Origin of the sequence: Hymenobacter elongatus, from assembly GCF_004745955.1 — a bacterium.
In the GTDB taxonomy this organism is placed as follows: domain Bacteria; phylum Bacteroidota; class Bacteroidia; order Cytophagales; family Hymenobacteraceae; genus Hymenobacter; species Hymenobacter elongatus.
Genome location: NZ_SRLD01000037.1, coordinates 26,788 through 48,598 on the forward strand (window position 1 = coordinate 26,788; position 21,811 = coordinate 48,598).

Genomic DNA, 21,811 nt, shown 5'->3' on the forward strand with positions numbered 1-21,811 from the left:
GACAAAGCTGCCGCGACTGTACCACTACCCACGTAGCAAGGCGCGTTCTTACCAGCGCACTTCTTCCGGGTGGCGGCGCAGGTAAGCGGCTACATCGTGCAGCAGCCCGGCGTGGCCGGCTTCCAGCAGCACCGTGTGGCTGTTGTGGAGCGAAGCGCTGAATTCCCGCAGGCCCGCGTGCGGAATCACCCGGTCATACTTGCCCAGAAAGAAGGTGACGGGCGTCGGGTGGCGGTTGAGGGCGGCCGCCAGCCGCTTCGGATCGAATATGAGGTGGCGGAAGCCGACCCAGCTGCGGTACACGCGCAGGCGCTTTTCGCGGCTATCGAGCTGCCACTGCGCAAACCGCACCAGCCCCGAATCGACGAGGCGGCGCTGGGCCAGCACATCGATAAACCGCAGCAGACGCTGGGGGCGCAGCACGGCCCGGCCCAGCACGCCCCGCATCCAGGGCGGGTAGGTGGCCAGCGAGTACCAGAACTGGGTGCGGATGCCGTCGGGCGCAATCAGCCACACTTTTTCGACCCGCTCCGGAAACTGCTCGACGGCCGTCAGCGCGAATTTGGCCCCCATACTAAAGGCCAGCAAGCCAAAACGCTCTATTCTCTGCTCCGCTAAAAACTGCGTCAGCAACGCTCCCAGCCGTGCTTTGTGCAAGGGTGCATCGGCTTTGGCCAGCTTACTGCTGCCGTGATAAAACAGGTCGAACGCGTAGAGCGTTACGTCGGGGCCCAGCACAGCGGCCATGCCGCGCCAGTGGCTTTCGGCCTGGCCGTAGCCATGAAAAGCCAGCACCGCGCGCGGCCCCGTGCCGTAAGCCCGAAAATGCAGCTGGGTTTTCATGGCGATGAGCAGCAACAGAAAAGAAACGCCCTATAGCCGCGCCACGCCGCCCGAAACGATGAATTTCATGACGTCGCTGCTGGGCAGGTCGAGGTAGGTTACGTTATCGGAGGGCACCAGGACGAGCTCCCCGGAGAAATTATAGGAGTGCGGAAAGTACACGGCCATCAGCGTCTCCCGATGAATGGCCGTCATGCTGGTTTGGGTCACGAAACCCATTTTGTAGCACTGCGTGGCCTTGTTCATCAGCACCAACACCGGCTGATTGAACTTCTGGTTGTCGCCCACAAAGGCATCGAACAGGTCGCGCAGGCTGGAATAGATGATGCTGACCAGCGGGGTGCGGTGCAAAATTCGCTCGGCCAGCACCAGAAAGGGCCGCACCATGAAGGATTTGGCAATGAAGCCGATGGCCGTAACCAAACCGATAATAATAATCAGCCCCAAGCCCGGGATATGGTGCCCGTACAGCTCCAGGTCGAAGGTATGATCGAGCCAGTTGAAGATGGCAAACAGAATGTAAACCGTCAGACTAATAGGTGCGACGACCAAAAACCCGTTCAGGAAGTAGTTGAAAAACCTGCTCATAGCGCGAAAAAGGCAAAAAAATACCCGGCCACAACCGGCCGGGCAAGTAACGAAGTTTGGCAGTAGAAAATCAGAGTTTTTACCTCTGGCAGCATCCTATACCGGCAGCATCTCTCCCATCTGCTCCACCCGGTCGGCCACGCGCTGCATGAGCCACATGGGCGTGCTGGTAGCTCCACAAATTCCGACGCTGGCCGCGCCCTGCAGCCAGGTTTCGTCCAGCTCCTGCTCATTTTCGATGAAATAGCTGCGCGGGTTGGTCTGATGCACGACGCTGAACAGCGCTTTGCCATTCGAGCTTTTCCGCCCGCTCACGAACAGCACTACATCATACTCGAGGGCAAACTTACGCAGGGCGGGCTCCCGGTTGCTGACCTGTCGGCAAATGCTGTCGTTGGCATCGAACGACTCCAGGCGCCCCCCGGCGGCGGCAATGCGCTGCTCGATGAGCTGCTTCATGTGGTAGAAGCCGGCGGTACTTTTGGTGGTCTGGCTGAACAGCGTAACGGGCCGGGTGAAATCCACCTGGTCCAGGTCGGCTTCGGTCATCACAATAATGGAGCGGTTGCCGGTTTGGCCATTAAGGCCGGTCACCTCGGCGTGGCCAGGCTGCCCGTAGATAATAATCTGGCCGTTCTGGCGGGTGGTGCTGTCGAAAGCGTGCTTCACGCGGTTTTGCAGCTTGAGCACCACCGGGCACGAGGCATCAATCAACTCCAGATTGTTGCGCAGGGCCAGCGCGTAGGTTTCCGGCGGCTCGCCATGCGCCCTGATCAGCACCTTGCAGTCGTGCAGCTCCTGGAGCTGCTCCCGGTCGATGATGCGCAGGCCGCGCTGGTGCAGACGCTCCACTTCCATGCGGTTGTGCACAATATCGCCCAGGCAATAGAGCATCGACTCGTTGGCCAGCTCGTCCTCCGCCATCTGAATAGCGAATTCGACCCCGAAACAATACCCCGAATTTTTATCTATCGTGACGTTCATGACTCTCTCTCTCTCTCTCTCAGTAGCAAACACCCGGCGCACGCAGCAAGTTTCGCGCCCCAATTCTTAGAGACCAGCGCTGCCGCCTTTGCGTTCCTCGCCGCCCGTAATGGCCAGCACCGTGCGGGCAAAAAGCATGGCTGATACCCGCTCCAGCACGAAATCGACCTGCTCGTCAATCATCATGTGGGTGGTGTCGAGCAGCACGGCATCGGCGGCGCGGCGCAGCGGGCTTTCGGTGCGGGTCGAGTCCATATGGTCGCGCTTGCGCAGGTTTTCCACGATTTCGGCCAGCGGTACGTGCTCGTTTTTCAGCGCCAGCTCTTCCTGCCGCCGCTGAGCGCGGGTTTCCACATCGGCCGTCATAAAAATCTTGACCTCGGCATCGGGAAAAACGGTAGTGCCGATGTCGCGGCCATCCATTACTACCCCGCGCTTGCGGCCCATACGCTGCTGCTGGGCTACCAGCGTGTGGCGCACGGCCGGTATCACCGATACCTCGCTCACGGAGTTGGAAATGCGCATCTGCCGGATTTCGTCCTCCCGAATCACACCGTCGAGACACAGCTCATTGCGGCCGGTTTTGCGGTTGCGCTTGAAGGCAATATGAATGTCGTGCAGGGCCTGCTCCACGCGGGGCAGGTCATCGAAGGCAATGTCGCGCTCCAGTAGGTAGAGCGTCATGGCCCGGTACATGGCCCCGGTGTCGATGTAGGCATAGCCCAGCTCGGCCGCCACGGCTTTGGCCGTAGTGCTTTTGCCGCACGAAGAGTACCCGTCGATGGCAATGACGATTTTTCTCATGGCAAAGTCGGTGGGCTGAGGGCTGGAGGAAGTCACTAGATCCAATTTTTACGCCGGGGCTCGGAAGCCAATCGGTCGGGAATGCTCGCAAAGAAGTCAGCAACGGACTCGGTCAGGCCATGCGCCAGCTGCTGCGAAATGCGGAAGAAAGGATTGAAAAAATGCGTGCCGGCAATACCCACGCCGGTGGTTTTGTCGGGCCCCACGGCCCATTCGCCCTGGTAAGTAGCCACCAGGCACTGGCCCAGGAAACAACCCAGGGCCGAAATTACACCTTCCCGGTCGGCTTCCCCAATAGCGGGGCGCTGCGCTTCAATCAGCGTGGCCAACCGCTGCACGGCCGCCGCGTCGAAGGCATTGACCTGCAGCTGCTGACGGACGGCTTCGGCAGCGGCCTGCAGGGAAGCAATAGGAGATTCGGGCATGAATAAAAAGTTAGGGACGCGGCCGGGAGGCCGTCTGGAGAAATTGGGTGGTCCGAAAATCGGCGTACCGCGTGAGCAGGCGCGGCAGCTGCCACCGTCCCACGCGCTTGGCCCGCAGCTCGGCCACCAGGGTTGGGTCGTCGGCCAGCATCTTCAGCAGCAGCTGCTGCAGCACTGCTTTTTGCTTGGGCACGAGAATCCAGCCGTCGGCATTCTGCCGGATAAACAGCTTGTGCGGCTTCAGGAAGACACTGAGCAAAGAAGTAACCGGGTCGGTGACGTCGACCAGCTGCACGCCGGCACCACGGAACAGCTGCTGGCCAAAAGCCGTGCGCTGGTTGCCCAGCTTGCCGGGCGCGACGCCCGCTACCGTTACAATCGTATCAGAATTGCTGAGCACGAAGGCCGTCATGTCCTCGGGTGAGAAAGCCCGGTAGTAGTTTCCGCTGTCGTTGAGGTACACCCGGTCGGGGAGCCAGCCGGCTATTTGCACCGGGTGCCAGGCTCCATCGAGCCCCCGAAACGTACCGGGCCGGCCGCCCGGCTCGTAGCGTAGCGTGGGGTTGCGGGTGCGCTCGTCGTAGGTGCCAGGCGGAATAAAAGCCGCGTGCGGCCGACGCTGGGCCTGCCCCACTACCGACCCGCCCAGCAGCAGCGCGCTATACACCAGAAGCACTTTCACGGAATCGGGAGAATAGAAGGTTATAGATCGGTTGGAGCGGCGGAGCGGGCTGCCACTTAATGACTATCGCAGGGACACGGCGCAGTGCCGGATTTGGCTTTGCGCTTGTAGGAAGCCGTTTTTTTCTGCTGTACGGTGCGGCGGGTGCAGCCCATAGAAGCAAGGCCAGTCCCCAATATCAGGAGCGCTAACAGCAAAGTCACAATCTTTCTCACTGGCACGGATTTTCGGCAAATATACGGTTCTTTACCCGTTCGCATTTGCGCGCACCCAACTTTCGCCCTCCTTTCCTGCTCGCCTATGCCCGCCGATTTCAGCCTGCGCGCCAACGTTATCAACCTGTTTTCGAATACGATACTGCCGGGCACGATTCACGTGGCCACCGGCCGAATCCGCGCTATCGACCTCGATTCGGCCGCCACTCCCGACCCCGCGCTACCCTACGCGCTGCCCGGCTTCGTCGATGCCCACGTCCATATCGAAAGCTCGCTGCTGGTGCCCGCCGAGTTTGCCCGGCTGGCCGTGACACACGGCACCGTAGCCACCGTGTCCGACCCCCACGAAATCGGCAACGTGCTGGGCGTGGCCGGCGTGGAGTATATGCTGGCCAGTGCCCGCTCAGTGCCGTTTAAGTTCTGCTTTGGTGCCCCTTCGTGCGTGCCGGCCACGCCTTTTGAAACCGCCGGGGCCGAAATAACGGCCGCCGACATTGAGCAGCTCTTCCAATACCCTGAAATCGGCTACCTGGCCGAAATGATGAACTGGCCCGGCGTGCTGCACCGCGACGCGGCGGTGATGGAGAAAATAGCCCTGGCGCAGCGCTATGACCGCCCCGTGGATGGCCACGCCCCCGGCTTGCGCGGTGCCGATGCCCGGCAGTATGCCACGGCAGGCATCAGCACCGACCACGAGTGCTTCACGGCCGCAGAAGCCCTCGACAAGCTGGCCGTGGGCATGAAAATTCTGATCCGGGAAGGCTCGGCAGCCCGCAACTTCGACGCCCTTATCGAGCTGCTGCCCGAGCATTTCGAGAACCTGATGTTCTGCTCCGACGACAAGCACCCCGACACGCTCGTGCTGGGCCACATCAACCAGCTGGTGCAGCGCGCCGTGGCCCAAGGCCAGGATGTGCTGAAGGTGCTGCGCGTGGCGTGCCTCAATCCGGTGCTGCACTACCGGCTGCCCGTGGGCCTGCTCCGCGCCGGCGACCCCGCCGACTTTATCGTGGTCGATGACTTGCGGGATTTTCGGGTCCGGCAGACATACCTGGACGGAGGACTGGTGGCCGAAAACGGCGAAACCCGGATTCCGTCGGTGCCCTGCCCGGTTGTCAACAACTTCCACGCCCAGCCCGTGCAGACCGCCGACTTTGCGCTCAAAGCCCCCGCCGCTACGGCCACCGTGCGCGTCATCGAGTGCTTCGACGGCCAGCTTATCACCGCTCGCCACGATATGCCCGCCCGCGTCGAAAACGGCCTGGTAGTGCCGGATGTGGAGAAAGATGTGCTGAAGCTGACGGTCGTGAACCGCTACCAGCCTGCCGCGCCGGCGGTATCGTTTATCACCGGGTTTGGCCTGAAGCACGGCGCGCTGGCCTCCAGCGTCGGCCACGACTCGCACAACATCACGGCCGTAGGCTGCGACGATGCCAGCCTGGCCCGCGCCATCAATCTGGTAATTGCCGCCAAAGGCGGCCTGGCAGCCGTGGGCCCCAATGGAGAAGAGCTGCTTCTACCGCTGCCCGTGGCCGGCCTCATGTCCGACCAAAGTGGGCACCACGTGGCCGAAGCCTACGCGGCCGTCGATGCGCTGTCCAAGCGTCTGGGCAGCCCGCTTGGCGCGCCTTTCATGACGCTCTCGTTTATGGCCTTGCTGGTCATTCCCAGCCTGAAGCTCAGCGACCAAGGCTTGTTCGACGGAGAAGCCTTCCGGTTTGTGGACGCGGTAGTCTAGAGCAACTAGCAGCCAACAGAACGTCGTGTCTCACTCTGTTCTACATGAAGTTAACACTAATCACAAAAAAAGGCCGCTGCAAGTACTTGCAGCGGCCTTTCTATTGCTAAGTAGTTCCGGTTAATTTGTCACAAACCGCTTTTCCAGGAGCTTGCGCATTTTCTCTTCGGTCAGGGGTTTGGCCAAGTATTCCACGTCCTTGAACTTGGCTACCCGGGCCGTGTCGGCTGAGTGCATAGAAGTCGTCAGCACGGCCATAACGGTTTTGTCCCGCACCTCATCGGGCAGCTGGCTGTACTGCTCCAGAAATTCGAAGCCGTCCATACCGGGCATTTTCAAATCCACGAAAACCAACTGCGGCGTATCCAGCTCCATAGAGCCGGCCCCGTCTGGCCCATTGCCCCAGAGAAAATCGTAGGCCTGCTCGGCCCGCGAAAAGGTATAGACCCGTTCGGCTACGTCGAGGCGGCTCAGCAGGCGGTTGTTCAGGAAGCTGGTCGTTTCGTTATCATCGACGAGCACAACATTGCGCAGTTTCTTCGGCATGGCTATCGTTCGTTGAAAGCGTAAGCCCTGCCTACCGCAAACAGGGATAATAGGTTACAACCACCCTTGCTCGCGCATCCAGTCGTCGTTGTAAATTTTGCCGAGGTAGCGCGTGCCATGATCCGGCAGGATAATAACCATTACGTCTTCCTCTTTCAGGTGTTCTTTGGCGTATTCGAGGGCACCATGTACCGCCGAACCACACGACCAACCCACGAACAGGCCTTCTTCTTTGGCCAGCCGCCGCGTCATTAGGGCGGCGTCCTGGTCGGTGACTTTGATGAATAAATCGATCAAGTCAAAGTTAACATTTTTAGGAAGAATATCCTCTCCAATGCCTTCGGTCTTGTAGGAGTAAATCTCGTTTTCGTCGAAAATACCCGTCTCCTTATACTTCTTGAACACCGAGCCATACGTGTCGAGACCCACGCTGACTACGGCCGGGTTTTGCTCTTTCAGGTATTGGGCTGTGCCGCAGATCGTGCCACCGGTGCCGACGCCGCAGGCTAGGTGCGTGATGGTGCCTTCCGTCTGCTTCCACAGCTCGGGGCCGGTGCCTTCGTAGTGCGCCGCCGTGTTCGACATGTTGTCGTACTGGTTGGGATAGTAGGAGTTCGGCGTTTCCTGGCTGAGCCGGCGGGCCACGGAATAGTACGAGCGAGGGTCTTCGGGAGCTACGTCGACGGGGCAAACAACCACCTGGGCCCCCACGGCGCGCAGAATATCCTGCTTCTCCTTGCTTTGCTTGTCGCTCATCACGAAGATGCACTGGTAACCTTTGGAAATGGCGGCCAAAGCCAGACCCATGCCAGTGTTGCCACTAGTGCCTTCGATGATAGTGCCGCCCGGCTTCAGCAAGCCCGCTTTTTCGGCATCTTCAATCATGCGCACGGCCATACGGTCTTTCACCGAGTTGCCGGGGTTAAAGTATTCCACCTTGGCCAGCACGGTGCCCTTGATGCCATCGGCGACCTTATTGAGCTTTACCAGCGGCGTGTTGCCGATGGCCTCAATGATATTATTGAAGTACATGCGTAAGAGGTATGCGGTATGAGTGAGAGAGGACCGCAAAGGTACGGATTTCGGGTGGGAGACCCTCGTCTGTATCCAGCATTACTGCCTGGCATCCTACCGCTGGCGTACGCCTCGCGGAAAGCGTTGCGGCATGCACAGGCAACGTCTCGCTGCCGCACAAATGCCTTGTGCGATGTGGAAAACAGGAATTTGTGCGAGTACCCCGGCTGAATTCGGTAGCCAAAAAAGCCTGTTCACGCCACTGCACCGCGCTCAGAATGGCAGAGTAGTGCCCACCTTGCCCGCGCCCCAAATAAAGGCTACTTTTGCACACCGGTAGCCGAGCGGGGCCGCTGGTACCCACCCCCAAACCGAAATTATCCTCTAACACTTCTCCGAATGAGCGTTCTGGTCAACAAGGATTCCAAAGTGATTGTGCAGGGTTTTACGGGCTCCGAAGGCTCGTTTCACGCCCAGCAGATGATTGAATATGGCACCAACGTGGTTGGCGGCGTAACGCCCGGCAAGGGCGGCAGCACCCACCTCGACCGGCCCGTGTTCAACACCGTAGCTGAAGCCGTCGAGAAGGCCGGTGCCAACACCAGCATCATCTTCGTGCCCCCGGCTTTCGCCGCCGATGCTATTATGGAAGCCGCTGACGCAGGCATCAAGGTTATCGTGACCATCACCGAAGGCATTCCGACCAAGGATATGATTGCGGTAAAGGAATATCTGAAGGGCCGCGAGGGTCTACGCATGATCGGGCCGAACTGCCCCGGCGTAATGACCGCCGGCGAGTGCAAAGTGGGCATCATGCCCGGCTTCATCTTCACCAAAGGCCGCGTGGGCATCGTATCCAAGTCGGGCACGCTGACCTACGAAGCGGTGGATCAGCTCACCAAAGCCGGCCTGGGCCAGACCACGGCCATCGGCATCGGCGGCGACCCCATCATCGGCACGACCACCAAAGAAGCGGTGGAGATGCTGATGAACGACCCCGAAACCGAAGGCATCGTGATGATCGGTGAAATCGGTGGCGGCATGGAAGCCGAAGCGGCCCGTTGGATCAAGGAAACCGGCAACAAGAAACCCGTGGTAGGCTTCATTGCCGGCCAAACGGCGCCTCCCGGCCGCCGCATGGGCCACGCGGGTGCCATCGTCGGCGGAGCCGATGATACGGCTGCGGCTAAAATGGCCATCATGCGCGAGTGCGGCATCCACGTGGTGGATTCGCCCGCCGAAATCGGCGACACCATGCTGCGCGTACTGGGCGGGAAGTAATTTCCGGCTCATTACTACTATATAGAAAAGGCCCCGGCGCGAGTCGGGGCTTTTTTATGGCCGTTTTTTGGCGTTGGGTCTGTTTGGCCGGCTGGCAGCCTTCGCCGACGAAAAAGGATATTCACCCTATATTTAAGCACACGTCTCTGGAGTTTATCGATATCTTTATCAGACACCAGCCTCAGCCACTACACCTGCTGCCTATATGAGAAACTGCTACTCCATTCTTAGTACCCTACTGTTGCTGCTAGCCACCTTGCGGGCCGCTGGGCAGGGCACACCCGGCCTCTCGGTTTCGTCTGCTCCGCCGCTGCCCTTTGCCACCGTGCTTAGCACACCTTCCAATGCCGGCAACCTGGTCGTGAGCGGGTTCAATCTAACGGATAATATTACCGTTTCGGCCCCGAGCGGCTTCGAAGTGGCCCTGGCGGCCACGGCCACCTACGCGGCCTCGCAAACGCTGGCCCGCCAATCGAATGGGCTGGTAAACAACGCTCCGGTGCTAATTCGCCTGACTGGTGCGGCCGTGGGTACGTTCAGCGGCAACGTTAGCATCAGCAGCCCCAACGCGGCTACGCTCAGCGTAGCGGTAACGGGACTGGTAGCAGCGGCAGCCAATCCGGCCGCTACCCTTACGGGTATCTCGCCCAGTACGGGCATGCCCGGCACTATGCTGGTTAACTTTTACGGCCGCAACTTTGTGCCAGGGGCAACGGCAAGCATCTACAACGGCCCATTCGTTGTGGGGCCGACCACTTTCGTGTCGTCCGGTCACCTCACGGCCATGGTTACCATCTTTGGAGTACCTTCCCCTGTCACGGGTTACGGCAGCGTGGGCAACCCACCTCCCGGCGGCGGGGGCACTACGCCCCCCGGTACGGTGCTGTTTACGGCAGTACCCGGTCCGCCCACTATTACCAGCTTTTCCCCGGCTTTGGGGCTGCCTGGCACGCTGGTAACTATCAATGGCATCGGCTTTCTGCAGTACTATAACAACACCGTCCTGTTTAATGGTGTGCTGGCGCCCCTGTACGGCACCCCTTCCAGCGGGCAGCTTACCGTACGCGTACCGGCCGGGGCCACCACGGGGCCCATCACCGTAACTACCGTTGGTGGCACCGCTACCAGCGCTACCTCTTTCGTGGTGCCACCCGTTTTTTTCGAAGATTTTGAAGCCGGTGCTAAAAACAGCTATACCCCGGCCTCGGTCCAGCTGTTCACGACCGGCTGGACGTTCGCCGAAGCGCTGATTGGCACTACGGCCAACGCCGACAAATTCAACGGCACCAAGTCGGCGCGGCTGCGCGGCGGCGGGTTCCTGGAAATGGACACCGACAAACCCAACGGTGCCGGTGTTGTGACGGTCAGCGCGGCTATGTATGGCACTGAAACAGGCGTCTCGTTCCGGCCGGAGATTTCCACCGATGGCGGCATTACCTACACGAGCCTGCTGGGCCCTGCTGCGGCCCCGGTGCTTACCGGCACGCTCACCCAGTATTCGTTTACGGCCAACCGCAGCGGCACCGTGCGCCTGCGCTTCAGCAGCACCAACGTCAACGCCGCCACCAACCCACGCATCAGCCTGGACGATATCGGCATCACCGACTTCGGCACGCCTACTGCGGCAGCCCCGGGTCGGGCGTTGCCGGCCCTGCAAGCGTATCCGAACCCGGCCCACGACTATGTGCTGGTTGAGACCGGTACCCGCGAGCCGGTAACGGTAGCCCTTTTCGATAGGCTGGGGCGCGAAGTGCTGCCGACTCATTTCCTGCCGGCTACGCAGCGCGTCAGCTTGCCCGCTACGCTGCCCGCCGGCCTGTATCTGCTACAGGTGCGGAGCCGCAGCGGTCAGCGCACGGTTCGGCTGGTCAAGGAATAGGTGCTTCAGCCCGTATACTTAGCCGCACTCTCTTGGCTGAGCACCGAAAAGGCCTTCCTCTACACAGGAAGGCCTTTTTCGTGGCACCTACCGACGGCCCTCCTGCCCGCCCAGGTTCACCACTATTCCTAGCTGAAACACCGAGTTGGCGGCCTTTAAATACCGGCGGCTACGCAGGCCGAAGTTGCTACCGCTTATCATCTGGAACTGGATGGGGCCCAGCACGCTGATGCGGGTGAAGCTGATGGGCTCCAGAAAGATATTATCCTCCATTGCCTGGGGCTTGCCATCGATGGTGAAGTCGTGGAGCTGCACGTAGCTGGCGCGCAGGGCCATGCCATAGGATACAGGAAAGTCGCGGCCGAACAGGTGCCAGGTTTTGCTTTCCTTCTTGCTGAAATTGGCCTGCAGGTAATACTTCTGCAGGTTGCCTTCCAACGTGGTGGTGGTGGTGCCTTCGCCGCGCTCGGTGCGCTTGCCGTGGCCGGCGCCGTAGCCGCCGTAGAATTCCAGCACCCGCTGGTCGCGCATGCGGGTAAAGTAGCCCAGGCCCAGCTCGCCAAAATCGTGCTCTTCGTACTTGCGGTCAGTTTTCTTGCCGAAAAACGACTGCTTCTTGTCGGAGCGCAGGAACGAGGCGCTGCCCTGCACCCCGATATGGTCGCCGAGGGCGTAGGCACCCTGCAGAGCCGTGTTCTGGCTGAAATTGGTGTGCAGCCCCCCGCTGAACTCGCCTTTCTGCGTGAGCAGCGGAGCCTGGGGCGGCGGCGGAAAATACAGCGATGAGCAGCCACTGACGGTAATCAGGACACTGAAAAGAACGAGCCGAAGTAAAACCGTTGTAGCCACAAGACAGGCGAAGTGATGGAAATAAAAACCGCAGAAAGCCCTTGCAATAGGCAGCTACCACGGTTGTCGGCTCGTATAGCCATTGTCCGTAAGCTCGACTGCCCGCCCCGCCAGGAGGCCGTAGCCGGCTATTCTTCGCCAATTTCTGCTTTTTATGCCTACTTCGTACGATGTTCTCATTATTGGCTCCGGCCAGGCCGGCAACCCATTGGCTACGGCCCTGGCCGACGCGGGCCGAAAAGTGGTGCTGGTGGAGGAAAACCACTTGGGCGGCTCCTGCATCAATTATGGCTGCTCGCCGACCAAAGCCCTGCTGGCTGCCGCCGAGCGGGCCCACCAGCTGCGCACCGCCGCCGAGTATGGCATCAAAAGCGTGGAGCCGGACCTTGACTTTGCGGCGGTAATAGCCCGCAAGGATGCCATCATCAAACGCTCGCGCGAAGGCGTGCGCCGCAATCTGCAGCAGGAACACCCCGGTATCACGGTGCTGCACGGGCACGCGACTTTCACGGGGCCGCACACGGTGCAGGTGGGGCTGCCCGGCGGCAAGATGCAGGAAATCAAGGCCCCGCTGATTTTTATCAACACCGGTACGCGGGCGGCGCTGCCGGACCTGGAAGGCCTGGCCGAAGTGCCCTACCTGACGACCACCGGCTTGCTCGACCTACAGGAGCTGCCCGAGCACTTGCTGATTTTGGGTGGTGGCTACATCGGGCTGGAGTTTGGGCAGATGTTTCGCCGCTTCGGCAGCCGGGTAACCATCGTGGAGTCGGGGGCGAACCTGCTGGAGCGGGAAGACGACGACGTGTGCGCCGGCATGCGCGAAATCCTGGAAGCCGATGGCATCGAGCTAGTGCTGGGAGCCGAGGCGAGGCGCGTGTCGCAGAACGAGGAAGGAGTTATTACGCTCTCCGCCCACACCCGAACCGGCGAAAGGCGGCTGCGCGGCACGCATTTGCTGGTAGCCACGGGCCGGACGCCCAACTCGGATACGCTGGGACTGGAAACGACGGGCGTGAAAACCGACGAGAAAGGCTATATCCAGGTAAATAGCAGCCTGCAAACCGCTGTGCGCGGCGTGTATGCCTTGGGTGACATCCACGGCGGGCCGCAGTTCACCCACATCAGCTACGACGACTACCGGGTGGTGCGCGACGCCATTGTGCATGGCAAGCGGCGCTCGGCTAAGCAGCGGCCCCTGCCCTACACGGTATTCACCGAGCCCCAGCTCGGCCGCATCGGTCTTTCCGAAGACCAGGCCCGGGAACAGGGCATTGCCTACCGGGTAGCAACTATGCCGGTGCGAACCATCGGCAGGGCCCGCGAAACGGGCCGCACCACGGGCTTCTGGAAAGTACTGGTCGATAAGCAGGACCGAATTCTGGGGGCGGCCATCCTGTGCGCTGAAGGCGGCGAAATCATGACGATGTTTCAACTGGCCATGATGGGCCGGCTCACCTATCCGCAGCTGCAGAACATGGTTATTGCCCACCCCACCTGGGCCGAGGGGCTGAACAATGTGTTTGCGAAGCTGGAAAAGCCGGGGGCGGCGTGATGTTTAGCTGTGGATTCTGGCTTTGAGTAGCGCAGTATCAACAAACTATGTACTCTGCCTTTCTCACGCTGTCCGGCATCTGTAAAGAAGTGCCATTAGACAAGACCCCATGGCAACATCGCAATGACCCAGGGCCAGCGGAAAAGCCACTTCGCAGACTGGACGTATTTGGACACGGAACAGCAGACGCGGTGGACGAAGGCGTAGGGCAGTAGCCTGGTCGAGACACTTCAGACCCACCGCAGGGCTGACGCTGGCGGGCAGGGCCTGGATATACACGGTAGTATTAATACAGTGCGGATTCCCGTACTTGGTAACTTCTCACCAGCCAGCCAACCGGCTAACTTCTTGTCCCGGCTCCCCATGCAAACCCGTGCCAGTCAACCTGACAAAACCAGCATTCGAGCTTCCGCTCCTAAAAGCAGTCCTCAGTCGGCGCGGACGCTAACCAACAACCGGCCTGAAGCAGTGGAGCAAGGATTACTCCAGGCCCGCATCAATGCCAGCGCCCGCATTAGCCGGCAAGGAGCGCAGCAGCAGAAAATCGACGGCCGCCAGCCGCTTCAGCGCAAAAGTCAGCACGTGAGCGGCTGTGGCTGTGGCTCCTGCGGGCAGCAGGTAGCCCAACGCAAAGACGACACCACCTCTGCTACAGGCCTAGTAATGACGGCAGCGGCTCGGCGCGAAAACAGACCGGCCGCACAGGGTGGTTTGCCGGAGGCGCTCAAAGCGGGCATCGAAAGTCTCTCCGGGTTGCCCATGGACGACGTGAAGGTGCATTACAACTCGGCGCAACCTGCCCAACTGCAGGCGCTGGCCTACGCACAGGGTACCGATATCCACGTAGGGCCGGGGCAGGAGCAGCACCTGCCGCACGAGGCATGGCACGTGGTGCAGCAGAAGCAGGGCCGCGTACAGCCTACCCGCCAGTTGAAAGGTACTGCCGTGAACGACGACAGCGCTCTGGAACAAGAAGCGGACGTGATGGGAGCCAAGGCCCTGACCGTACAGCGCAAACAACCCCTGGCAGCGGCGGCAGGCACCGCGTCTGCTAGAGCTGTCGTGCAGCGCGCCCAAGCCGACTGCGACTATTCGTATACCAATATTGCCGGCGCTACCATCAACCAGCACAGAGCTGGCATAGCAGTGATGTTGGGCGGCGTGGGGGGCGTCAACCATTCTGAACAATCGGCCTGGGGTCTGGCCCGCGCCGACATACAAGCCAGGCTCACAGCCGGGCAGCGTATCGACGCTACTTTCGCCGTCGACACGGCTATTTGCAACGGCTGCCGGAACTGGTTTGAAACCACCGTGTACGCTAATATGACGACCTGGGCTACTACTGGTGGCACCACGTTCACGCTGACCGTCGACGTAAACGACAAAACTGTGGAGGTGGATGGCGGTAACACCATCTGGACGCCGGAAGTAGCGGACGAGCATACCTTCGACCGCATGCCGGATATGGACAGGGACATGCGCTTCTTGCACGAAAACCGGGATGAGGACGGGGATGTGTGGCCTAGCCGCAATGTGTGGGTGGATGACCAAGTGGCTATTCTGGATGAGTTGGTCGCCACTTATCAGTACAACGGGCTGGATCACGCGGCCATTGAGGCCCGGATGGTGCAGGCCAAGCAAACCACGCTGGCCATGCACAATGGCCGTTTTGGACCCGACGACGAAAACCTTACCCCCGCCGCCTGGCTGGCCGATATTAGTTTCTTCAATATCATCGATTCTTCCCGCTTCCCTATCCACAGCCTACCCGAGGCGGCTACTCAGCCTTTGCAGGTAGCGGCCTGGCTTAATCAGATTGAGCGGGATTTCCACATTCACCTGGGCAGTATACTGGAGGACCATTTCGAGGACTATCCGCTGCAAGAACCGGAGTACGCATACGGCTAAGTAATAGCGCGGCCCGGAGCACGAGTGGCACTGTAGGCCCTCATGAGGCTATGATGCTCATTTTCCCGCGCCAACGATGCGCCTACTAGTGCGTGGTGCAGCGGGTAAGGCGGGATTTGAGAAATGGCAAGAAGCAGACGAGGCTGGGGGTTCGTCGGTTTGTTTTTTTGAAGGAAGGCTTACTATTACTCATTACTGATATGACTCAGAAAGAATTTACCGATTACGTAGTTTCCCACTTGCTTAACCACTTTCCGCAGTTCTTGGATGCGTGTATAAATAAGCCTGATGATATCGTTGCCCCCAACTGGCGCGAGTTTAGCGAAGCGTAACTCGTGACCAGCCATGACGTGGAGGTTGTGCCTCCACTGCCGTAACGCGGCAAGCTGGAACTACACCAGTACACAGCAGCCATATCGTTCAGCCGGATGAGGCACAGCCTCATGCCATAGCTAGGCACGAGTTACGCTGCGCTAAACTCGCGCCAGTTTAACCACACAAAAAGCCCCCGCAACTTCCGTCGCGGGGGCTTTTTGTGTGGTTAAACCAGCGTCCTACTTCGCGTAAGACACGGCGCGCATTTCCCGAATCACGGTAATCTTGATCTGGCCGGGATACTGCATTTCCTTCTCGATTTTCTGCGAGATTTCGTAGCTCAGCTCCTGGGCGCGCTCGTCGGTTACGTTGTCGGCGTTTACCATTACGCGCAGCTCGCGGCCGGCCTGAATGGCGTAGCACTGCAGCACGCCGTCGAAGCCCACGGCGGTTTCTTCGAGCTGCTTGAGGCGCTTGATGTAGCTTTCCATCATCTCGCGGCGGGCGCCGGGGCGGGAGCCGGAAATGGCGTCGCAGGCCTGCACGAGCGGCGAAATCATGGCCGTCATTTCCATTTCGTCGTGGTGAGCGCCAATGGCATTCACCACGTCGGGGTGCTCCTTATACTTCTTGGCCATCTCCATGCCCAGAATGGCGTGGGGCAGCTCGGGCTCCTCGGTGCTTACCTTACCAATGTCGTGGAGCAGGCCGGCGCGCTTGGCTTTCTTCACGTCGAGGCCCAGCTCGGCGGCCATCGTGGCGCAGAGGTTGGCTACTTCGCGGGAGTGCTGGAGCAGGTTCTGCCCGTAGCTGGAGCGGAAGCGCATCCGGCCCACCATCTTGATCAGCTCGGGGTGCAGGCCGTGAATACCGAGGTCGATAATGGTCCGCTCCCCGATTTCCACGATTTCCTCGTCGATATTCTTGCGGGTTTTGGCCACGATTTCCTCGATGCGGGCCGGGTGAATCCGGCCGTCCTTCACCAGCAAATGCAGCGACAGGCGGGCTACTTCGCGGCGCACCGGGTCGAAGCCGGAAATGATGATGGCCTCGGGCGTGTCGTCCACGATGATTTCGACGCCGGTAGCGGCTTCGAGGGCGCGGATGTTGCGGCCTTCGCGGCCGATGATTTTGCCTTTGACGTCGTCCGACTCGATGTTGAAGATGGACACGCAGTTTTCGATGGCGTGCTCGGCGGCGGTGCGCTGAATGGTTTCGAGCACCACTTTCTTGGCGTCCTTGGTCGCCGAGAGCTTGGCCTGGGCCACCACGTCCTTGATGTAGGAGGAAGCCTGGATCTGGGCCTCGTTTTTGAGCGACTCCACCAATTGCTCGCGGGCTTCGGCGGCGGTGAGGCCCGAAATGGTTTCGAGCTGGTGCTGCACCTGGCTGAGCTGAGCGCTGAGTTCCTCGCGGGTGCTCACCAGCTCTTCTTCTACTTCCTCTTCGCGCTGCTGCAGCTTAGCCAGCTGCGTTTCCAGGGTGGCGCGGCGCTTTTCCTCCTGGGTATCGAGCCGCTCGCGCTGCTGCTGGGTGTCGTTCTGGAGCTTTTCGCGCAGGGCATCCATGTCCTGCTCCTTCTTCTGAATCTGCTCGAGCTGGCGCTGAGTAGTTTGCGTGAGCTGCTTGATGCTCTGCTCCTGCTCCACCACGCCTTGGCGGCGCTGGGTCAGCTCGGCGTCGAGTTCCTGCTTCTGGCGCTTGCTATCCTGCTCGAATTCGCTTTTAAGCTGGCGGAATTTGTCTTTCGACTGCTGAATCCGCTCGTCGCGGGTGCGGGTGGCCTGGGCTTCGGCCTCCTGAATGAGCTGCTTGGCGCGGGCTTTGGCGTCGGCTTCATGGTCGAGATTGACCTTGCCGGCCAGCTGGCGCCCGACCACAATGCCGACCCCAAGGGCAAGCACGGCGGCCAGGATGATATACAAAATGTCGGGCATGAGCTATGGTTTTTGGGGGTGGGGAAGAAACCATAACACGGAAAGTATTGCCGACGACGAACGAATGGCGGAGCCGATTGCCCCACCCGATTCGAGTCTGAAACGATGCCAATGCCCGGCGTCTTAGCCGAGCACTACTCCCGAAAGCAGCTCATCGAGGCGCGCGAGGCGTTCGGTGAGGGCCGCATCGGTGCCGTCCTTTTCCTTGCTGACCTTCAGGCCGTCAGCCATGGTGGACAAGGCAATCATGGCCAGCAGATCCTGCTTGTCCTGAATGCCGTACTGCTCGCGAAATTCCTTGATCCGCTCACCCAGCAGGCGGCCCGCCATGCGCAGGCGTTCCTCCTCCAGGGGCGCTACCCGCATTGGGTAATCCCGGTCGGCAATGCGGATCTTGATGGATAAGTCGCTCATTGGGAGCAGCAGTCGTGGGGTGTAAAGGGTGTTACTCTCTCAAGTAGGCAAGGCACTTATCTATTTCGCGGATATATTCGTTGAGGCGAAGTTTCAGCTCGTTTGCGTTGGCAGGTTCCCCTGCTATGGTATTGACAAGTTTAGCGATATTCTCTTGATTCTGGAAATCCTTCAACTGCCGCTCCCGGTCACGCACATCAGCCCGGAGCTGCTGAATGGTGGTGTTGGCATCGGCTAGGTCCTCGCGCAAGCCCTGATAGGCAGCCACTAACGACGTTACTTGTCGTTCCAGACGGTCTAGTTGGGCAAGTTGCTGGGAGGAGGCCATTGGAAAGGAAATATTTTGGAGGCTAATGTAAGACGAAGTTACGGGCTCTAGTACTTCGTCCTTCAAGTAGGGCTTTAACCTCCCAGCGGCAGATGGGCTGATGCGTCTCCATTGAACGTCACTCCGAGCGAAGCCGAGGAAGCTGGCATGGCGTTGTTGGTGGAGTAAGGGATGTCATGCTGCGCGGAGTCGAAGCATCTCTACCGCACTGCTAATTACCACTGCGGTAGAGGTGCTTCGACGCCGCTCAGCATGACAGGTACTATTGCACGCGAGATGCCTCGGCTGCGCTCGGCATAACGTTGTACTTTACCCCAATCTACCGCCGAATAACCGCGCCGGCCTGCTTCTCGAACTGCTCTATCAGGCGCTGCATCACAGAGTCGATGGCCTGCTCGGTGAGGGTTTGGGTGGAATCCTGGAGGCTGAAGCTGACGGAATACGATTTTTTGCCCGCGCCCAGGTTTTCGCCTTCGTACACGTCGAACACGTTCACGCCCTGCAACAGTTTTTTCTCGGTGCGCTGCGCAATCTGGCGGAGCTGGTCGAAGGTTACGGCCCGGTCGACGACGAGCGACAGGTCGCGGCGCACTTCCGGGAACTTGGCCAGCTCGCGGGCCGTGAGCGTGTTCTTGTACTTCTTCATCAGCCAGTCCCAGTCCAGCTCGGCATACCACACCGGCTGGCTCACGTCGAGGTGCTTGAGGATGCCAGCGGCCACGGCTCCCAGGTGCGCCACGGGCTGGTTTTGGGCCAGCAGCGTGAGGCCACCGGCCAGATACGGATGCTGTACCGGCTGGGAAGTAGGCTGGGCAAAGCCAAACGCGGCCAATACCTGCTGCACCACGCCGGCCAGCTGGTGAAAAGTAGCCTTGTCGGACTTCTGCTGCCAGGTTTCGGTCGTAGTGTTACCAGTCAGCAGCACCACCAGCTTGTTCTTTTCCGTGTACTGGCCATCGGCCTCGCGGTGGTAGGTTTTGCCGAACTCATACAGCTTCAGGTCGCGCTGGCGGCGGTTCACGTTGTAGCGAATCACCTCCAGGGCCGAGTGCAGCATAGTGGGACGCATTACGTTCAGGTCGGCGCTGTTGTAGTTGAGCACCGGCACCAGCGTTTCGTCCTTTTCGCCTTTTTTCTCGAAATAGAGCGAGTTGGTGAGGGAATTGGTGATGATTTCGGAGAATCCCTGGCCGCTGAGCAGGCGGGCCGTATTCTGGCGCAGCACTTCGGGGTCAGGGTTGGGAAACTTAGCCAGGAACGACGACGCGTTGTAGGGCCGCAGAGCCACGTGGTTGTAGCCGTAGATGCGCAGAATTTCCTCAATCACGTCGGCCTCGCGGGTTACGTCCACTTTGTGCGGGGGCACGCTCAGCATCCACTCGGCGTGGCCGGCAGCATCCTGGCTTTCCTCCGCAATGAGGATGTCGAGGTCGGTTAGGATCTGGCGAATGCGCTCCGGGGCGATGAACTGCCCTACCAGCCGCTCCACGCGGGGCAGGCGAAGCCGCACGGCTGTGTGGCCGATGGGCGCGGAGTACTCATCCACAATGGGCGCGGCCACGGTAGCACCGGCTACTTCCTGCAGCAGCAGCGCGGCCCGCTTCAGGGCTACCACAACCATGTTCGGATCGGTGCCCCGCTCAAAGCGGAAAGAGGCGTCGGTTTTGAGCTGGTGGGTCTGGGACGTCTTGCGCACGGCGGCGGGCTGGAAGTAGGCACTTTCCAGGAATACGCGGGTCGTAGCCTCCGACACGCCGGAAGTTTTGCCCCCGAATACACCAGCCAGCGCCATGGGTGCACCATGGGCGTCGGCAATAACGAGGTCGGCGCTTTTCAGGATGCGCTCGGTGCCGTCGAGGGTCACGAACTTCTCCCCTTCCGCGGCCCGCTTCACGATAATCTTACCGCCCGTAATCTGGTCGGCGTCGAAGGCGTGCAGAGGCTGGCCCAGCTCGTGGAGCACGAAGTTGGTCACGTCCACCACGTTGTTGATGGGCGACAGACCGATGCTGCGCAGGCGGCGCTGCAGCCAGTCCGGCGACGGCCCTACGTGCACATTCTCCAGCAGCAGCCCGGCGTAGCGCGGGCTGGCGTCGGCGTCCTGAATTTCTACAGCAATATTCTGCGCAGCCGTGGCTGGGGCGTGGAAGGCGCTAGTATCGGGGAGCTGGCAGGGCTGGCGCAGCAAGGCCCGCAGCTCCCGGGCCACGCCGTAGTGCGAGGCCGCGTCGGCGCGGTTAGGCGTGAGCCCGATTTCGAATACCGAGTCGGAGCCCAGGCCGAAGTAGTCGGCGGCGGGGGTGCCGTTGGGCAGGTCGGTATCCAGCTCCATAATACCATCGTGGGACGTGCCCAGGCCGATTTCATCCTCGGCGCAGATCATCCCTTCGGACGCCGCACCCCGGATTTTGGACTTCTTGATCTTAAACGGCTCACCCTGGGCCGGGTACAACAAGGCTCCTTCCAAGGCTACTACCACCTTCAACCCGGTGCGCACGTTGGCGGCTCCACACACGATTTGGCGGGCTGTGCCGTCGCCCACGTCTACGGTGGTCAGGCTGAGCTTGTCGGCATCGGGGTGCTTCTCGCAGGTCAATACGGTGCCCAGCACCAGGCCCCGCAGGCCGCCGGGGATGCTTTCGAGCTCCTCAATACCTTCCACCTCCAGTCCCGAGCCCGTGAGCAGCTGGCCGATTTCGAGGGCGGGTTTGTCGGTCGGAATCAAAGTACGGAGCCAGTCGAGGGATATTTTCATCTTGGAGTTGTCAGTTAAACGGTGTCGGGCGCGGGGCCAGCCAGCGGGAAGGCAAAGGTAGGAATTCGGAAAAAGCAGCGAAAAGCTAGTGCTTATGGCCCGTGTGGTCGATTTCCGGGAAACTTTTCTCCCCGACCGGAATGGCAATGGTCAGCCGGTTTTCAGTGGGCGGCACCGGGCAGGCATACTCGTTGTTGTAGGCGCAGAACGGATTGTAGGTGGCATTGAAGTCGAGTAGTATCTCCTCGTCCGTGTCTTTGGGCAGGGCCACATCGAGGTAGCGCCCCCCGCCGTAGGTGTCGAAGCCGTTGGTTTTGTCGGTGAAGGGCACGAACAGCTCGGGCTCCTCGTCGGCGTCGTTGACTTTGAGAAACAGAACCAGCTGCTGGCGCTGCTGCTGCAGCTCGAAAGTGGCTTTTCCCCAGCGCAGGTACTTGTCGGCTTTGCCATCGGTCAGGGCCATGGCAATGGTATCGGGGGTGGCAAACCGCTCGAGCTGCGCCGCGGCGCGGAAGGCCTTGTCGGGCAGGAAATAGCGTAGGCTGTCGAACTGGTCGCGCTGCTCGGCACTCAGGGGCGAGTCTTTGGCGCGGCGGAAGGAGTCGTTTTTTTCCCGGCGCGCCTTCAGCACACCGGTAGCGTACTGGTCGTGGCCCAGCACCAGCTCTTGCAGAAAATAGCCGAAGACCACGAGCAGGCCGAGGGCAATGAGAATTTTGGGGTTGATGCGCATACAGCCACAAAAGTAACG

The 21,811-nt window shown here is 60.3% G+C and carries 18 protein-coding genes and 1 pseudogene; 5 read left to right on the forward strand and 14 right to left on the reverse strand.

Going from position 1 to position 21,811, the window contains the following annotated elements:
- Positions 1-48: 48 nt before the first annotated feature.
- From E5J99_RS16525 to E5J99_RS16550, 6 genes are all read right to left on the reverse strand, one after another.
- Positions 49-843 carry an alpha/beta fold hydrolase gene (locus E5J99_RS16525; protein WP_135498924.1) on the reverse strand — a complete coding sequence of 265 codons (795 nt, stop codon included), beginning with the start codon at positions 841-843 and terminating at the stop codon, positions 49-51.
- 30 nt (positions 844-873) lie between these two features.
- Positions 874-1,431, reverse strand: a complete 558-nt coding sequence (locus E5J99_RS16530; protein ID WP_135498925.1) for a DUF502 domain-containing protein — start codon at positions 1,429-1,431, stop codon at positions 874-876.
- Positions 1,432-1,527: 96 nt separating this feature from the next.
- Entirely contained in the window at positions 1,528-2,415 is an 888-nt protein-coding gene (locus tag E5J99_RS16535) for a 4-hydroxy-3-methylbut-2-enyl diphosphate reductase (protein ID WP_135498926.1), read from the reverse strand.
- Between the two features lie 66 nt (positions 2,416-2,481).
- Positions 2,482-3,219 (reverse strand): (d)CMP kinase, encoded by a 738-nt coding sequence (gene cmk / locus E5J99_RS16540; protein ID WP_135498927.1) that lies wholly within the window; start codon positions 3,217-3,219, stop codon positions 2,482-2,484.
- 35 nt (positions 3,220-3,254) lie between these two features.
- Positions 3,255-3,644, reverse strand: coding sequence for a hypothetical protein (locus E5J99_RS16545; protein WP_135498928.1), 390 nt, complete (start codon positions 3,642-3,644; stop codon positions 3,255-3,257).
- A gap of 10 nt (positions 3,645-3,654) precedes the next feature.
- On the reverse strand, positions 3,655-4,326 hold the full coding sequence (locus E5J99_RS16550; RefSeq protein WP_135498929.1) for a hypothetical protein: 672 nt from the start codon (positions 4,324-4,326) through the stop codon (positions 3,655-3,657).
- A gap of 300 nt (positions 4,327-4,626) precedes the next feature.
- On the opposite strand from E5J99_RS16550, the gene ade reads away from it, so the two are divergent.
- Positions 4,627-6,279 (forward strand): adenine deaminase, encoded by a 1,653-nt coding sequence (ade, locus tag E5J99_RS16555; protein WP_135498930.1) that lies wholly within the window; start codon positions 4,627-4,629, stop codon positions 6,277-6,279.
- Positions 6,280-6,399: 120 nt separating this feature from the next.
- Here the strand turns inward: ade and E5J99_RS16560 are convergent, their stop codons facing one another.
- Complete coding sequence (locus E5J99_RS16560) at positions 6,400-6,825, reverse strand: response regulator (RefSeq protein WP_135498931.1); 426 nt, start codon at positions 6,823-6,825, stop codon at positions 6,400-6,402.
- 57 nt (positions 6,826-6,882) lie between these two features.
- Positions 6,883-7,857: pseudogene (locus tag E5J99_RS16565) on the reverse strand (PLP-dependent cysteine synthase family protein); the annotation flags it as partial.
- 381 nt (positions 7,858-8,238) lie between these two features.
- Here E5J99_RS16565 and sucD point away from each other — a divergent pair.
- Both sucD and E5J99_RS16575 read left to right on the forward strand, forming a co-directional pair.
- Positions 8,239-9,120, forward strand: coding sequence for a succinate--CoA ligase subunit alpha (gene sucD / locus E5J99_RS16570; protein WP_135498933.1), 882 nt, complete (start codon positions 8,239-8,241; stop codon positions 9,118-9,120).
- Positions 9,121-9,325: 205 nt separating this feature from the next.
- Positions 9,326-10,999: a T9SS type A sorting domain-containing protein gene (locus E5J99_RS16575; RefSeq protein WP_135498934.1), complete on the forward strand. Its 1,674-nt coding sequence runs from the start codon at positions 9,326-9,328 to the stop codon at positions 10,997-10,999.
- An 87-nt stretch (positions 11,000-11,086) separates the two neighbouring features.
- Here E5J99_RS16575 and E5J99_RS16580 read toward each other — a convergent pair whose 3' ends face one another.
- Positions 11,087-11,848, reverse strand: coding sequence for a hypothetical protein (locus tag E5J99_RS16580; protein ID WP_135498935.1), 762 nt, complete (start codon positions 11,846-11,848; stop codon positions 11,087-11,089).
- Positions 11,849-12,002: 154 nt separating this feature from the next.
- On the opposite strand from E5J99_RS16580, the gene E5J99_RS16585 reads away from it, so the two are divergent.
- Both E5J99_RS16585 and E5J99_RS16590 read left to right on the forward strand, forming a co-directional pair.
- Complete coding sequence (locus E5J99_RS16585; protein ID WP_135498936.1) at positions 12,003-13,403, forward strand: mercuric reductase; 1,401 nt, start codon at positions 12,003-12,005, stop codon at positions 13,401-13,403.
- A gap of 363 nt (positions 13,404-13,766) precedes the next feature.
- Complete coding sequence (locus tag E5J99_RS16590; RefSeq protein ID WP_210114467.1) at positions 13,767-15,311, forward strand: eCIS core domain-containing protein; 1,545 nt, start codon at positions 13,767-13,769, stop codon at positions 15,309-15,311.
- A gap of 554 nt (positions 15,312-15,865) precedes the next feature.
- Here the strand turns inward: E5J99_RS16590 and rny are convergent.
- From rny to E5J99_RS16615, 5 genes are all read right to left on the reverse strand, one after another.
- On the reverse strand, positions 15,866-17,563 hold the full coding sequence (rny, locus tag E5J99_RS16595; protein WP_135498937.1) for a ribonuclease Y: 1,698 nt from the start codon (positions 17,561-17,563) through the stop codon (positions 15,866-15,868).
- A gap of 123 nt (positions 17,564-17,686) precedes the next feature.
- Positions 17,687-17,977, reverse strand: coding sequence for a cell division protein ZapA (locus tag E5J99_RS16600; RefSeq protein WP_135498938.1), 291 nt, complete (start codon positions 17,975-17,977; stop codon positions 17,687-17,689).
- 31 nt (positions 17,978-18,008) lie between these two features.
- Complete coding sequence (locus E5J99_RS16605) at positions 18,009-18,305, reverse strand: hypothetical protein (protein WP_073109464.1); 297 nt, start codon at positions 18,303-18,305, stop codon at positions 18,009-18,011.
- A 319-nt stretch (positions 18,306-18,624) separates the two neighbouring features.
- Complete coding sequence (gene pheT / locus E5J99_RS16610; protein ID WP_135498939.1) at positions 18,625-21,060, reverse strand: phenylalanine--tRNA ligase subunit beta; 2,436 nt, start codon at positions 21,058-21,060, stop codon at positions 18,625-18,627.
- Positions 21,061-21,145: 85 nt separating this feature from the next.
- The gene (locus E5J99_RS16615) at positions 21,146-21,793 is read right to left on the reverse strand and encodes a DUF1684 domain-containing protein (protein WP_135498940.1); all 648 of its coding nucleotides are present in this window, start codon (positions 21,791-21,793) and stop codon (positions 21,146-21,148) included.
- Positions 21,794-21,811: the final 18 nt, after the last annotated feature.